The sequence below is a fragment of the Nocardioides sp. Z50_6 genome, from assembly GCF_058215755.1.
In genome coordinates this window covers 230,912-245,223 of record NZ_JBZAJB010000003.1, presented here as the reverse complement: position 1 = coordinate 245,223, position 14,312 = coordinate 230,912, and the positions used below count along the sequence as shown (strand labels likewise).

Annotated in this window: 10 protein-coding genes; 3 read left to right on the top strand and 7 right to left on the bottom strand. The window is 74.0% G+C overall.

What is annotated here, in order from left to right; translation table 11 throughout:
- Positions 1-53: 53 nt before the first annotated feature.
- Positions 54-2,108: an ATP-dependent DNA helicase UvrD2 gene (locus AC4BGE_RS10150; protein ID WP_490569170.1), complete on the bottom strand. Its 2,055-nt coding sequence runs from the start codon at positions 2,106-2,108 to the stop codon at positions 54-56.
- Positions 2,109-2,307: 199 nt separating this feature from the next.
- Here AC4BGE_RS10150 and AC4BGE_RS10145 point away from each other — a divergent pair, with 199 nt between their 5' ends.
- Positions 2,308-2,559, top strand: coding sequence for a mycoredoxin (locus AC4BGE_RS10145; protein WP_490575204.1), 252 nt, complete (start codon positions 2,308-2,310; stop codon positions 2,557-2,559).
- 3 nt (positions 2,560-2,562) lie between these two features.
- On the opposite strand, the gene nudC is transcribed toward AC4BGE_RS10145, so the two are convergent.
- From nudC to moeZ, 5 genes are all read right to left on the bottom strand, one after another.
- Positions 2,563-3,480 carry an NAD(+) diphosphatase gene (nudC, locus tag AC4BGE_RS10140; protein ID WP_490575203.1) on the bottom strand — a complete coding sequence of 306 codons (918 nt, stop codon included), beginning with the start codon at positions 3,478-3,480 and terminating at the stop codon, positions 2,563-2,565.
- 127 nt (positions 3,481-3,607) lie between these two features.
- Positions 3,608-6,832 carry an ATP-dependent helicase gene (locus tag AC4BGE_RS10135; RefSeq protein ID WP_490575202.1) on the bottom strand — a complete coding sequence of 1,075 codons (3,225 nt, stop codon included), beginning with the start codon at positions 6,830-6,832 and terminating at the stop codon, positions 3,608-3,610.
- Complete coding sequence (locus tag AC4BGE_RS10130) at positions 6,829-10,080, bottom strand: ATP-dependent helicase (RefSeq protein WP_490575201.1); 3,252 nt, start codon at positions 10,078-10,080, stop codon at positions 6,829-6,831. The genes AC4BGE_RS10135 and AC4BGE_RS10130 overlap by 4 nt, the downstream gene beginning before the upstream one ends.
- A 99-nt stretch (positions 10,081-10,179) precedes the next feature.
- The gene (locus AC4BGE_RS10125; RefSeq protein WP_490569174.1) at positions 10,180-10,848 is read right to left on the bottom strand and encodes a lysophospholipid acyltransferase family protein; all 669 of its coding nucleotides are present in this window, start codon (positions 10,846-10,848) and stop codon (positions 10,180-10,182) included.
- Between the two features lie 390 nt (positions 10,849-11,238).
- A complete protein-coding gene (gene moeZ, locus AC4BGE_RS10120; RefSeq protein WP_490575200.1) occupies positions 11,239-12,438 on the bottom strand; it encodes an adenylyltransferase/sulfurtransferase MoeZ in 1,200 nt (399 codons plus the stop codon).
- Positions 12,439-12,712: 274 nt separating this feature from the next.
- Here moeZ and AC4BGE_RS10115 point away from each other — a divergent pair, with 274 nt between their 5' ends.
- Positions 12,713-13,312, top strand: coding sequence for a TetR/AcrR family transcriptional regulator (locus tag AC4BGE_RS10115; protein WP_490569176.1), 600 nt, complete (start codon positions 12,713-12,715; stop codon positions 13,310-13,312).
- A 45-nt stretch (positions 13,313-13,357) separates the two neighbouring features.
- On the top strand, positions 13,358-13,576 hold the full coding sequence (locus tag AC4BGE_RS10110) for a DUF3107 domain-containing protein (RefSeq protein ID WP_490569177.1): 219 nt from the start codon (positions 13,358-13,360) through the stop codon (positions 13,574-13,576).
- A gap of 24 nt (positions 13,577-13,600) precedes the next feature.
- Here the strand turns inward: AC4BGE_RS10110 and AC4BGE_RS10105 are convergent, their stop codons facing one another.
- Positions 13,601-14,305 carry a ferritin-like fold-containing protein gene (locus AC4BGE_RS10105; protein ID WP_490569178.1) on the bottom strand — a complete coding sequence of 235 codons (705 nt, stop codon included), beginning with the start codon at positions 14,303-14,305 and terminating at the stop codon, positions 13,601-13,603.
- Between the last annotated feature and the right edge of the window lie 7 nt (positions 14,306-14,312).

Sequence of the window (14,312 nt, the reverse complement as noted above, 5' to 3'; positions counted from 1 at the left end):
TTATCCGCGCGGCAACTCGCACCCACGCAGGCCCAGGAACGCTCCCGAAGAGCTCAGGAGAGCAGGGCCCGCAGCTCGGCGCCGTAGGCCTCGATCTTCTTGGCCCCGACCCCGGCGATGGCGAGGAGCTCGGCGTCGTTGGCGGGGCGCTTCTCGGCGATGAGCTGGAGGGTGGCGTCGGTGAAGACGACGTAGGCCGGGACCTCGTCCTCGCTGGCACGCCCGCGGCGCCACTCGCGCAGTGCCTCGAAGAGCTCCTCGTCGTAGGAGGCGGGACAGTCCCCGCAGCGCCCGACCTTCTTCTCCGCCGCGTTGGAGAGCGGGCGTCCGCACTCGCGACAATGCAGCGCCTTGCGGGGCTTGCGCGACTTCGGGCTCGCGCCCGCGGCTGCACCCTCGGCGCCCGCGTCGGGACCCACCACCTTGTCGAGGAACCGCGAGCGACGGCGGCTGGCACGCCCGCCGGGATTGCGTGCCTGCGCCCAGCTGAGGAAGAGCTCGCGCCGGGCGCGGGTCACCCCCACGTAGAGCAGGCGGCGCTCCTCCTCCACCTCGGCGGGCGACTGGGCGTAGACGATCGGCAGCGTGCCCTCGACCAGGCCCACCAGGAAGACGACGTCCCACTCCAGGCCCTTGGCGGTGTGCAGGGTGGCGATGGTGACCCCCTCGGCGACCGGGGCGTGCTGCTCGCTGGCCCTGCGGTCGAGGTCGTCGACGAAGGCACCGAGGTCGGGACCTTGCTGGCCGGCGAACTCCACGGCCTGGTCGACCAGCGCCTGGAGGGACTCCCAGCGGTCGCGGGTCTGGCCCCGGGCGGTCGGCGCCTCGGCGGACCACCCCATCCCCGACAGGGTGGCCCGGACCACCTCCACCATGTCGCCGGGCTCAGACGCCCCGGCGCGAGCCGTGCCGCGCAGCAGCGTGACGGCCTGACGCACCTCGGCCCGGTCGAAGAACCGCGCCGCGCCCCGGACCACGTAGGGCACGCCCCTGGCCGCCAGGGCGTCCTCGAAGGCCTCGGACTGGGCGTTGATCCGCATCAATACCGCCACCTCGCTGGCCGGCGTCCCCGAGGCGAGGACCCGGGAGATCGACTCGGCGACCGCGGACGCCTCGGCGACCTCGTCGGGGTGGGACGAGCACGCGACGGCCGGCCCGGCGGGTCGCTGCGCGAGCAGGTCGACCCCCTTGCTGGGCGTGCCGGACAGGAGCGCGTTGGCCGCCGAGACGATCTGCGGGGTGGAGCGGTAGTTGCGGACCAGCTCCACCGAGGTGGTCTGGGGGAAGCGGGAGCCGAAGTCACGCAGGTAGTCGGCGTTGGCGCCGGCGAAGGAGTAGATGGTCTGGGCGGGGTCGCCGACGACGCAGAGCTCGTCGCGGCCACCGAGCCACAGGTCGAGCAGCGCGTACTGGAGGGGCGAGACGTCCTGGAACTCGTCGACCACGAACCACTTGTACTGGCGGCGCACCTGCGCGGCCACCCGCTCGTCCTCGGCGAGCATCCCGGCGGTCAGCAGCAGCACGTCCTCCATGTCCATCCGGCCGTGACCGCGCTTGACCTCCTCGTAGGCCTCGTAGACGTGGGCCACCACCTCGGGGGTCAGGTCGCCGACCTGCCGGCCCCTCCGCGGCGCGGTGCGGGGGTAGTCGTCGGCCGAGACGTTGCTGACCTTGGCCCACTCGATCTCGGAGGCGAGGTCGCGCAGCAGCGCCTGGTTGGGGCTCAGCCGCTGCCGGCGGGCCGCGGTCGCCAGCAGCCCGAGCTTGGACTCGATCAGGGCGGGCAGCTCGCGCCCGTGCACCCGGGGCCAGAAGAAGCGCAGCTGGCGCAGCGCCGCGGAGTGGAACGTCCGCGCCTGGATCCCGGCGGCGCCGAGGGTGCGCAGGCGGCCGCGCATCTCCCCCGCCGCCCGGGTGGTGAAGGTGACCGCGAGGACCTCGGTCGGCACGTAGGTGCCGGTGGCCACGCCGTAGGCCATCCGGTGGGTGATCGCCCGGGTCTTGCCGGTGCCGGCGCCCGCCAGCACCCGGACGGGGCCGCGCAGCGCCTCGGCGACGCTGCGCTGCTCGGGGTCCAGGGGAGCCAGCAGGTCCTCGGGGGTCGGCACGCGGGAACATCTCCTGGGGGACGGTGGATCGGACGGGCACGAGCCTAGACGCCCCCAGCGACAGCCCCGGCGTGCGCGTGCACAGGGCACTCCGGGGGAATCCGCGACGCCGCAGGTAGGTTGACCCGAGGCGGGGTCCCGACGACCCCGAGCACGCCGTACGGCGTCCCTCTCCTCCGACCGACAAGGAGCCCGTCCGATGGCTACTGGCAGATTCACGATGTACAGCACCCCCTGGTGCGGCTACTGCCACCGCCTCAAGAGCCAGCTCGACCGCGAGGGCATCCCCTTCGAGATCGTCGACATCGAGCAGGTCCCGGACGCCGCGAAGATCGTCGAGGAGGCCAACAACGGCAACCAGACGGTCCCGACGCTGGTCTACTCCGACGGCACCGCGCAGACCAACCCGTCGCTGGCCCAGGTCAAGGCCAAGCTCGCCGAGCTCGGCTGAGCCCTACCAGCCCTCGGGCAGGGGCTCGCCGAACCACGCCTGGATCAGCGACGACGAGATCGAGACCGACCCCGGCACCCGGACCTCGCCGCTGCGCAGGCCGCGGCGCAGGTCCTCGCGGGTGAACCAGCGCGCCTCGGCGATCTCGGCCCCGTCGACGTCGATCCAGGTGCTCAGCGCGACCGCCCGGAAGCCGACCATCAGGCTCGCCGGCAGCGGCCAGGGCTGGCTGCCGAAGTAGGCGACCGGGCCGACCCGGACGCCCACCTCCTCCATGACCTCGCGGCGCACCGCGTCCTCCAGCGTCTCGCCCGGCTCGCAGAAGCCGGCCAGCGTCGACCACCGGCCCTGCGGCCAGGAGGCCTGACGGCCGAGCAGCAGCCGTTCGTCCGCGGCGCCGGCCTCCCCGTGGGTGACGGCCATGATCACCGCGGGGTCGGTGCGCGGGAACTGCGGGCGGTCGCAGCCGGTGCAGCGCAGCTCGTGGCCCGCCGAGCGCACCTCGAGGGGGCCGGCGCAACGGGGGCAGAACCGGGTGGCCCGGTGCCACTCGGCCAGGCCCACCGCGTGGAAGAGCCACGGCACCTCCTCCGGGGCGTCGCTGCCCTGGACCAGGCCACTGACCAGATCCCGGGCGCCGACCCAGCCCTCCTCCTCCGGCCGGGGCTCGGCCAGCAAGGCGAAGCGGGTCACCCCGTCGCGGCGGCCGAGCAGGATGCGCACGCCGTCGGGCGCATCCTCCGGCGCGAGCCACTCCAGGCCGCCCTGGGCCATCCGCACGCGGGCCCCACGCAGCACCAGGACCCGGGTGGTGGGCGTGCGCCAAGCCCGGTCGAGCCATTCCTCGTCGGTGCGGTGCAACGCCTCCCGGTTGTGGGCGCGGGCGGAGAGCGCGACGTGCGGGAGCTCACGGGAGGCCATCCCGCGAGGATAGTGCGGGGGTCGAGGACTGTCCCGGCGCCCGGTCCGGCCTCGCCATCCCCGCTCTCCTCCGGTCTCCCCCGGTCTCCCCCGCTCTCCCCGCTCTCCCCCGGGCTCCCCCGGGCTCCTAGCGGACCGTGGTCGTGGCCAGGACCTCCTCGAGCCCCGCCCGGTCGAGCAGCTCGGGCGGCGCGACGGTCTCGCCGGTCCTGACGTAGTGGAAGACCGCGCGCACCTGGGAGGGGTCGAGCCCGTGGAGCTCGACCCACGCCTGCCGGTAGATGGAGAGCTGGAGGGGGTCGGCGGTCTGGGAGCGGTTGGTCTTCCAGTCGACCAGCAGGTAGGAGCCGTCCGGCTCCCGGAAGACGGCGTCGATCCGGCCGCGCACCACCTGACCGCCCAGCACCAGGGCGAAAGGGGCCTCGACGGCGTGGGGAGGCCGGTCCGCGAAGGGGCCCGACTCGAACCTGGCGATGATCTCGGCGAGGTCCTCCGCGTCGTCGATGCCGGTGTCGAAGCGGCCCGGCAGGTCGTCCGGGTCCAGCAGCCCCTGCTGGCCGAACCGGGACTCGACCCAGGCGTGGAACCGGGTGCCGAACCTGGCGGAGGCCGAGGGCTGGCGAGGCATGGGGCGGGCGAGCTCGGCGGCGAAGAGCGCCGGGTCCTCCTGGAGGCGGGCCAGGGAGGTCGCGCTCAGGCTGGAGGGGAGCTCGACCTCGAGCACGTCGCTGCGCTCCCGCTCGGCCTCGGCGACCAGGCGGCCCATCTCCTCGTCCCACTGGGCGATCCGGTCCAGGACCAGCACGTCCTCGACCACCTCGTCGGGCACCCCGGCGATGATCCGGTCGGTGGCCTCCTGGACCCGGGTGGCCGCCTCCCGGCGGCGGTCCACCTCGGCGGTGTGGTGGGAGATCGGCCACGGCTGGTCGCCGCGCGCCACCAGGTAGGGGCTCGGCTGGTCCTTCGCGGGAGGCTCGGGCCACTCGGGGGCCGCACCGCCCCAGCCCGTGATCGCGTCCCGGGTGCGCAACAGGTAGCCGGAGGGGCCGCAGGCGCCCTTGAGCCGGGGGTGCCAGATCCAGCCGGAGACGAGGAGGCGGTGCCGGGCCCGGGTCCAGGCGACGTAGCCCAGGCGCAGCTCCTCCTCGGCTTCGTGCTTCTTGGCCGCGGCGGTGCGGGCCTTGATGTCCTCGGGGGTGTGGCCGGCGAGCACGGGCTGGTCCCGGGCGTCGCCGCGCAGCTCGCTGGGCAGCACGTGGGGGGCGCTCAGGTGGCTGGGCCTGGACTGGTTGGTGGGGAACTTCTTGTCGGTCACCCCGACCAGGAAGACCGTGTCCCACTCGAGCCCCTTGGCCCGGTGGACGGTGAGCAGCTTGACCGAGTCGGCCTCCGACGGGGTGGCCACGTCGAGCCCCTGTCCGTAGACGTCCTCGGCCTCGAGCCAGGCCATCAGCGCGGCGAGGGTGACCTTGCCGTCGACGGCCTGGAACTCCGCCACCGCCTGGACGAAGAGGTCGAGGTTGTCGCGCCGGGCGGCGGCCGCCGGGCTCACCGAGGAGGCCAGCTCGACGTCGATCCCGGTCATGTCGATGATCCGGCGGACGAGGTCCAGGATCGGCTCCCCCGCCGCGGCCCGCAGCCGGCGCAGCTCGGCGGCGAGGAGGCCGAAGCGCTGTCGCGCCTGCGGGGAGTAGTCGAGGTCGCCCGGGTCCTCGAGCGCGTCGCCCAGCGCCGAGATCTCCGTCGGGTCCGCCCCCTCGGCGGCACTGGCCAGCTCCTCCTCGACCGAGGGCTCGCCGGCGTCGCGGGCTCGTGCCCCGCCGGCCAGCTCACGCGAGCGCCGACCCAGCAGGGCCAGGTCGCGGGGGCCCACCGCCCAGCGCGGACCGGCCAGCAGGGTCAGCAGCGAGGAGTTCGCGGTGGCGTCGGAGACCAGCGCCAGGGTGGCCACGACCTCGGCCACCTCGGGCAGCCGGAGCAGACCCTTCAGGCCCACGATCTCGACCGGGATCTCACGCGCGGTGAGGGCGTCGAAGACGTCGGCGGCGTGGGCGTTGCTGCGGGTCAGCACGCCGATCTCCCGCCAGGAGGGCTCGTCCATGGCCCGGTGACTGGCGAGGACCTCCTCGGCCAGCCAGGCCAGCTCCGCGTCGTAGGTCTCGTGCACCACCGCGACCACCTCACCGGGGTCGGCCTGCGGCTTGGCCTCGAGCGGGAGCAGCTCGGGTCGCGCGGCGTAGAGCTCCTCGGCCAGCACGTTGGCCGTCTCGAGGATCCGCGCGTCGGAGCGGCGGTTGACCGTGAGCGGGTAGGTCGCGGTGGTCCCCGACGACGCCGGGAAGTCCCGGCCGAACTCCAAGATGTTGGAGACCGAGGCGCCGCGCCAGCCGTAGATGGCCTGGTTGGGGTCGCCCACGGCCGTCACCGGGTGGCCGCGGCCCGAGTCGGGGTCGGGACCGGAGAAGAGGCGGCTGAGCATCAGCGCCTGCGCCACCGAGGTGTCCTGGTACTCGTCGAGGAGGACGACCTTGAAACGCGCCCGCTCCGCCACACCCACCTCGGGGCACTCGCGGGCCAGGCGGGCGGCCAGCGCGATCTGGTCGGAGAAGTCGATCAGGCCCAGGTGCTGCTTGAGGGCCCGGTAGCCCTCGACCAGGTCGAGCAGCTCCGCGCGCCGGTCGATCGCCAGGATCGCCTTCTCGTTGAGCTCGCGGTAGGTCTTGCGGTGCTCGGTCGCCATCCCCTCGGCGAAGAGCTCTCGCTCCCGCGCGTCGCGCTCGCGCACCTGCTCGGGGGTGACCAGGTGCTCGCTCATCTCCGCGTCCAGGGCCAGGAGCCACTGGACCACGTGGCTGGGCGAGTCGCTGAGGTGGACGACCGGGCCCCGGTGCCGCTGCACCGCTCGGGTGGCGAGCTGGTAGCGCGAGGCGTCGGCGATCAACCGGGAGTCGGGCTCGTGCCCGATGCGCAGGCCGTGCTCGGAGAGCAGGTTGGCGGCGTAGGCGTGGTAGGTGGCCACCGTGGGCTCCTCCACCTCCTCCTCGTCGGCCACCAGCGGCCGGCGCTCCGGGAGCAGCCCCGCCGTGCGGAGCGCCTCGCGGATCCGGCCGGCCAGCTCGGCGGTCGCCTTGGTGGTGAAGGTCAGGCCCAGGATCTCGTGCGGGGCAACCCGGCCGGTGGCCACCAGCCAGACGACCCGGGCCGCCATCACGGTGGTCTTGCCGGACCCGGCCCCGGCGATGACCACCGCGGGCTCCAGCTCGGCGGTGATCGCCGCGAACTGCTGGTCGCTGAAGGCGAAGTCGGCCTTCATCACCCGCCGCATCTCCTCGGGCGTCGTGATCTGGATCATGAGAGCACCGATCCTGCGGTCTTGTCGGGACACAGCGCGGTGAACGGGCAGCGCTCGCAGTGCTTGCCGGGCCGGACCACCAGCTCCTCCGAGCGCACCAGCCGGGCGGCGTGGGCCAGCTGGTGCTCCACCAGGGTGGCGCCCGTCGCGTCGGGCTCCTGCGGCTCCTGGGCCTGGACCTTGGGCAGGGTGGTCCCGTGGCGCAGCTGCACCAGCTCGGCGCCGCCCACCTCGGCCTGCTCGCCGCCGAGGAGGTGGTCGACGGCCCCGTGCCGGACGGCGAGCTGGTAGAGCCCGAGCTGGGCGTGCTCCTTGACCTCGTTGCCGGTGGGCGGGTACTTGCCGGTCTTGAGGTCGACCACGACCACCCGGCCGTCGTGGTCGAGCTCGATGCGGTCGGCGTAGCCGTGCAGCCGGATCGCCTCGCCGTCGGGCAGGGTCAGGTCGGCGGTGATCCGGGTCTCGGTGCCGAGCAGGGTGCGCGCGTCGGGGCGCGAGTGCCAGGCGACGAAGCGCTGGAGGGCCTCGGCGACCTGGGCCCGCTCCCGGGGCCCCGACCAGGGGGTGCGGAACTCCATCCTGTCCCAGACCTCGTCGACCAGCGCCATCAGGTCGTCGCCCGGTGAGAGCTCCCCGCGGGCGATCCGGTCGGCGAGGGTGTGGACGACCAGGCCGAAGCCCTGGCTCGCGGTCGAGGGCACCTCTCCCCCCGCCTCGCGGGCGAGGAACCACTGGGCGGGACAGCGGAGCAGCCCCTCCAGCGCGCTGGCCGAGAGGACCAGCGGTGCGTCGGCGGGCCGCAGCGGGACCGACGCCCGGCTGGGCGCCCGCAGCCCCCACCAGGTGGCCGGGTCGGCGGTCGGGGCCAGCGGCCGGCCGCGGACGTGGGTCGCCGCCAGGGCGGCGAGCCGGGTCGCGGCCGCCTGGCGCAGCGCCTCCGGCTCCGAGGGGTCGGCCAGGGTGCGGCGCAGCTCGGCGACCAGGCCGTTCATGGAGAGCGGCCGCGCCGGGCGCCCCACCCGGTGACCGACGTCGACCCCGAGCTCCCCGAGGAACCGGGAGGGCTGCTCGCCCTCGTCGTCGGGCGAGGCCACCGCGGTGACCACCAGGCGCTGCCGGGCGCGGGTGCAGGCGACGTAGAAGAGGCGGCGCTCCTCGGCCAGCATCGCCGAGGTGGTGACCGGCGGCAGCAGGCCCTCGCGGGAGATGCGGTCGGCCTGGAGCAACGAGTTGCGGCGGCGCAGGTCGGGCCAGCCGCGCTCCTGGACGTGGGCGACGACCACCAGCCGCCACTCCAGGCCCTTGGACCGGTGGGCGGTCAGCAGCCGCACGGAGGAGCCCCGCACTCCCCTGTCGGCCAGCGTGTCGGCCGGGATCTCCTGCGCGCCCAGGGTGGCCAGGAAGGAGCCGGCACTGGTGTGGCCCTTGCGCTCCTCGGTGGTGGCGGCGGTCTCGAAGAGCGCGCAGATCGCATCCAGGTCGCGGTGCGCGACCCGGGCCGCCTGACCGCCCTGCTCGGTGGCCGCGCGGAGCCGGCGACCCCAGGTCGTCCCCTCCCAGAGGATCCAGAGCACCTGCTCCACGGTCTCCCCCGACGCCAGGGCCGCGCGGGCCCGGGCGACCAGCCGGGCGAGCCGGGCCGCGGCGCGCAGCGGGTCGCTGCGCTCTGGCCCGCCGCCGGCCCCGCCGGCACCCGCCGGGCCGTCGAGGCCGGCGAGGCCGGCGAGGAAGTCCGGCTCCAGCACGGCACGGCGGAGCAGCTCGCGGGAGGGTGCGGGGGTGGGGTGGGCCGCCCGGAGCGTGCGGGCCAACGAGCGCAGGGCCGTCGCGTCCAGACCGCACAGCGGCGAGGTGAGCAGGGCCTCGACCCGGTCGGGGCCGACGTGGGCCGGGTGGGCGGGGTCGTCGATCCCGGCGTCGACCACCACCCGCAGCGCCTCCAGCAGCGGCACCACAGCGGGCTCGCGCACCAGCGGGGTCTCGTCGCTGGCCACCTCCACCGGCACCCCGGCGGCGGAGAGCGAGCGCCGCAGGGCGGGGATGGAGGCGCGGCCGGACCTCACCAGCACCGCCATCTCGTCCCAGGGGACGCCGTCCTCCAGGTGGGCCCGGCGCAGCAGGTCGGCGATGTGCTCGGTCTCGGCCCGGGCGGTGTCGTAGGTCGTCACCTCGACGCGCCCGGGGCCGAGCGCGTGGGGCGCCGGGACCGGGGAGCGGAAGGCGGTGTAGATCTCCGACGGGATGGACCCGGTGGTGCTGATCTGGGAGGCGACGCGGCGCGAGGCGGTCAGCAGCCGGGAGCCGAAGCGCCGGGTGGTGCCGAGGGCCACCACGTCGGCCGGCCGGCCGTCGGCGCGGGGGAACTGGCGGGGGAAGTCGAGGATGCCCCGCACGTCGGCGCCCCGGAAGCCGTAGATGGACTGGTCGGGGTCTCCCACCACCACCAGGCGGCGGCCGTCGCCGGCCAGGGCGCGGAGCAGCGCGACCTGACTGGGATCGGTGTCCTGGTACTCGTCGACGAAGACGTGGGTGAACTGGGCCCGCAGCTCCTCGCGGTGGGCCTCGGCCTCGACCACCGCGCGGGCGATCAGGTCGGGGTAGTCGATGGCGGCCTGGTCGCCGAGGACGTCGAGGTACTGCTCCATGAAGAGCCCGGCGGCCACCAGCTCGGGGGCCTGCTCGTCGCGCCCGAGCGTCACCAGGTCGGCCGGGTCCAGGCCCCGCTCCCGGGCTCGGGCCAGGACCGCGTGCACCTCCTTGGCGAAGCCGCGGGTGCGGGCGGCGGCGGCCAGCGACTCGGGCCAGCGCACCGCCTCGGGGGTGTCGGCCAGCAGCTCGGCCAGGACGACGTCCTGCTCGGGGGCCGAGAGCAGCCGGAGGGGGGCGGCGTAGAGCTCGGCGGGGGCGAACCGGCGCACCAGGCCGTAGGCGAAGGAGTGGAAGGTCGAGCAGGGGGTGGCGGCGGTGGTGCGGCCCAGCCGCGCGGTGATCCGGTCGCGGAGCTGCTCGGCCGCCTTGCGGGAGAAGGTGAGCGCGAGCACGCCGTCGGGGTCGGCACCCGCCGCGACGCGGTCGACGACCGCCTCCACCAGCGTCGTCGTCTTGCCCGTCCCCGGGCCGGCGAGCACGAGGAGAGGACCCTCGCGGTGCGCCACCACCCGGCGCTGGTGCTCGTCGAGCTCCGGCACGGCCACGACCGGCCCGGGACGGACCAAGCGGTAGGTGGTGCGCGGCGGCGAGCTGCTCATGGCCTCAGCCAAGCAGCCGGCACCGACAGCACGACAGCGAGGGCGGCGGCCTCCACCGCCGCGACCGTTCCCGGTCGACGCGGGCGGTGCCCGCGCGGCTCAGCCCGCGGCACTCGCCCGGTCGTTGTAGACGCCCGCCCGCTCCTGGCCGCTGAGCGCGGCGATCGCGGCCATCACCTCGTCGGTGACCTCGCGTCGCCTTCGGCCGGCGGGCACGCCGGGGCGCGGGGTGAACACCATGGGCGGACCGAACCGCACGCCGACCCGGGCCAGCCGGGGGAAGCGGGCGCCGACGGGCTGGAGCCGTTCGGTGCCCCGGAGTCCGACCGGCACCACCGGGACCCCCGCGGTCAGGGCCAGGTGCCCGATCCCGGTCCGGCCGCGGTAGAGACGCCCGTCGCGGCTGCGGGTGCCCTCGGGATAGATGCCGAACGCCTCACCCCGCTCGAGCACCGAGAGCGCGAGATCGAGGCTGTCCAGGGCGGCGCGCGAGTCGTCGCGGTCGACCGGGAGCATGCCGAGGCCCTCGAACCACGCCCGGGTGAGGGCGCCGCGGACGCCGGAGCCCGAGAAGTACTCGGCCTTGGCCAGGAAGACCACGCGGCGGGGCACCACCACCGGGATCACCATCGAGTCGGCGAAGCTGAGGTGGTTGCTGGCCAGGATCACCCCGCCCGTCCTCGGCACGTGCTCGAGCCCCTCGACCCGGGGCCGCCACACCGCCCTCGCCACCGGGGGCACCACGTGGTGGAGAGGGTCCAGGAGCATGGGCACATCATGCCGGTCGGGGGCCGTACGGACACCGACGACCCCGCCGGCTGCAGCGCCGGCGGGGTCGCGGTCCCGCCTCGGGAGCGGGTCCAGGGGACTCCGTGCGGTCAGTGGACCGGCACGGAGCAGACGGGTGTCAGGACTGCCGCGAGCGCCGTTCGGCGCCCTCGACGCGAGGCAGACCCTCGGTGTGGAGGGTCGGGCTCTTGGTCACGATCACGCACGGACTCCCTTCTCGCGGGGACGACGATGACGTCGCTGACACCCCCCTCAACGCGCCGCCGGGCAGAAGGTCACGGCCCGGGCAGCAGAAAGTTCCCCGGAGGAGCGCCTCACCCCCGTCCCACGGCATGCGGGACGGGGGTGAGGAGCTGCGACCAGCCGGGCTCAGTAGGAGGGCTGGCTCGGGTCGATCTGGTTCACCCAGGCCACCACGCCGCCACCGACGTGGACGGCGTCGGCGAAGCCGGCGCCCTTGACGACGGCCAGCGCCTCCGCGGAGCGCACCCCCGACTTGCAGTGCAGGACGACCTGCTTGTCGGCGGGCAGCTGCTCCAGCGCCTTGCCGTTGAGGAACTCGCCCTTGGGGATCAGCACCGAGCCGGGGATCTTGTTGATCTCGTACTCGTTGGGCTCCCGCACGTCGATCAGGACGAAGTCGCGGCTGCCCTCCTCGCGCTCCTTGAGCATGGAGGCCAGCGTGCTGACCGAGATGGTGGAGCCGGCGGCCGCGTCGGCGGCCTCGTCGGAGACCGCACCGCAGAACGCGTCGTAGTCGATGAGCCCTTCGACGGTCGGGGAGTCGCCGCACAGCGCGCAGTTCGGGTCCTTGCGCACCTTGAGCTTGCGGTACTCCATCTCGAGGGCGTCGTAGATCATCAGCTTGCCCACCAGCGGGTCGCCGATGCCGGTGACCAGCTTGATGGCCTCGTTGACCTGGATCGAGCCGATGGAGGCGCACAGCACGCCCAGCACGCCGCCCTCGGCGCACGAGGGGACCATCCCGGGCGGCGGCGGCTCCGGGTAGAGGCAGCGGTAGCACGGCGCGTCGTCGGCCATGGAGGGCGCGAAGACCGACGCCTGCCCGTCGAAGCGGTAGATCGAGCCCCACACGTAGGGGATCTTCAGGAAGTAGGCGGCGTCGTTGACCATGTAGCGGGTCGCGAAGTTGTCGGTCCCGTCGACGATCAGGTCGTAGCCGGCGAAGACGTCCATCACGTTGTCGTTGTCTAGCCGGCCCTCGTGGAGCACGACCTCGACCAGCGGGTTGACCTCCTTGACTGAGTCCCGCGCGGACTGCGCCTTGGGCCGCCCCACGTCGGACTGGCCGTGGATCACCTGGCGCTGGAGGTTGGACTCGTCCACCTCGTCGAACTCGGCGATGCCGAGGGTGCCGACGCCGGCGGCCGCGAGGTAGAGCAGCGCCGGGGAGCCGAGGCCACCGGCACCGATCACCAGCACCTTGGCGTTCTTGAGGCGCTTCTGCCCGGTCATGCCGACGTCGGGGATGATGAGGTGGCGGCTGTAGCGGCGCACCTCGTCGACGGTCAGCTCGGCGGCGGGCTCGACGAGCGCGGGGAACGACACGACATACTCCTGCGGATCACGGGGGGACGGGCTCTCGGCTCAACGCCGGGCCCCTTCTCTGTGTTCCCATCGTCGGTTCCGGGCACCGACGGGGCACCCCGGTCCCGGCATCCGGACGCAGGGTACTGCTCAGTAGCCCCGGCGCGTAGACAGGTCGACACCCCGGCCGATCGGCGGTGGGCCCTGCGTGGGGGGATAGGCTGCGCCGCGTGAGACGGAGGAGCCGGTGAGCACTGACAGGTACGACACGGAGGGGCGCCCTCGGGGTGCTCGGATGCCCCGGCGCGAGCGACGGGCCCAGCTGCTGGACTCGGCGCTGGAGGTCTTCGTCGCCCACGGCTACCACGCCGCGGCCATGGACGACATCGCCGAGCGGGCCGGTGTCTCCAAGCCCGTGCTCTACCAGCACTTCCCCGGCAAGCTCGAGCTCTACATGGCGCTGCTCGACGACTCCTGCAACGCCATCACCGAGAAGATCCGCGAGGCCATGGCCTCCACCCAGGACAACAAGCAGCGCGTCGCGGACGCCATCGCCGCGTTCTACTCCTACGTCGCCAACGACACCGGGGCGTTCCGCCTGGTCTTCGAGTCCGACCTCACCAACGACGCCGCGGTGCGCGAGCGCGTCGAGCGGGTCACCGAGGACGCGGCCTCCAGCATCGCCCTGGTGATCCAGAAGGACACCGGCCTGCCGATGCGCGCCTGCATGCTGCTCGCGGTGGCGCTGGTGGGAATGGGACAGGTCAGCGCGAGGTTCTGGCTGGCTGACACCGCGAACGGCGACCAGAGCGACACCATCAGCCAGAAGGACGCAGCCGCGCTCGTCGCCGCCCTCGGGTGGCGCGGCATCAGCGGCTACCCGAAGGAACATTGAGGTCGCGCAGCAGCGCGACTCCCCCGACTCGAGAAGGAGGCCTCCATGGAGGTCAAGATCGGCATCCAGCACGCCCCGCGCGAGATCGTGGTCGACGTGGACCTCGCCCAGGACGAGGTGGAGAAGATGGTCAGCACGGCGATCAGCGACGGCTCGCCGGTCTCGCTGACCGACGCCAAGGGCCGGCGGGTGCTGGTCCCCGGCTCGCAGATCGCCTACGTGGAGCTCGGCGGCGGGGTCACCGGGACCGTCGGCTTCCGCTGAGCCGACGCGACGTCGCCCGGTCGCTCAGGCGTCCAGCCCCAGCTCGGCCATCCGGGCGGCGTGCCGCTCGGTGATCCGGGTGAACATGCGCCCGATCGCGGCCAGGTCGAGCCCGGGGCGGTCGATGCCACCGGCGAGCAGCGCGGTCATCGCGTCCCGCTCGGCCGCCACCCGCTGCCCCTGGGTCAGGGCCTCGCCCATCAGTCGCCGCCCCCACAGGGCGAGGCGACCCCCCAGTCGGGGGTCGCGCGCGATGGCGGCGCGGACGCGCCCGACGACGAAGTCGGAGTGGCCCGCGTCGGCCAGCGACTCGTTGATGAGCTCGCGCGTCCCGCTGTCGAGGTAGACCGCGATCTCCCGGTAGAAGTCGGCGGCCAGGCCGTCGCCGACGTAGGCCTTGATCAGGCCCTCGTACCAGTCGGACGGCGCGGTGTGGGCGTGGAAGTCGTCGATCGCGGTGCGGAAGGGCTCCATCGCGGCGTAGGGGTCCGCGCCCAGCTCGACCAGGCGCTCGCGCAGGCCCACCAGGTGGCCGAACTCGGCGGCCGCCATCGCCGACATCTCGACCTTGTCGACGAGGTCGGGGGCGAGCTTGGCATCCTCGGCGAGCCGCTCGAACGCCGAGAGCTCCCCGTAGGCGATGGCCCCCAGCAGGTCGACGACGGCCTCGCGGTAGTCGGGGTCGGCGAACGCCCCCTGGGGCGACGTGTCGTCCTGGGATGCACTCATGCGTGAA

Bases quoted from the DNA above. Each gene is read 5' to 3' on its own strand.
- AC4BGE_RS10145 (WP_490575204.1), top strand. From the start codon at position 2,308: ATGGCTACTGGCAGATTCACGATGTACAGCACCCCCTGGTGCGGCTAC.
- nudC (WP_490575203.1), bottom strand. From the start codon at position 3,480: ATGGCCTCCCGTGAGCTCCCGCACGTCGCGCTCTCCGCCCGCGCCCAC.
- AC4BGE_RS10135 (WP_490575202.1), bottom strand. From the start codon at position 6,832: ATGATCCAGATCACGACGCCCGAGGAGATGCGGCGGGTGATGAAGGCC.
- AC4BGE_RS10130 (WP_490575201.1), bottom strand. From the start codon at position 10,080: ATGAGCAGCTCGCCGCCGCGCACCACCTACCGCTTGGTCCGTCCCGGG.
- AC4BGE_RS10125 (WP_490569174.1), bottom strand. From the start codon at position 10,848: ATGCTCCTGGACCCTCTCCACCACGTGGTGCCCCCGGTGGCGAGGGCG.
- AC4BGE_RS10115 (WP_490569176.1), top strand. From the start codon at position 12,713: ATGCCCCGGCGCGAGCGACGGGCCCAGCTGCTGGACTCGGCGCTGGAG.
- AC4BGE_RS10110 (WP_490569177.1), top strand. From the start codon at position 13,358: ATGGAGGTCAAGATCGGCATCCAGCACGCCCCGCGCGAGATCGTGGTC.
- AC4BGE_RS10105 (WP_490569178.1), bottom strand. From the start codon at position 14,305: ATGAGTGCATCCCAGGACGACACGTCGCCCCAGGGGGCGTTCGCCGAC.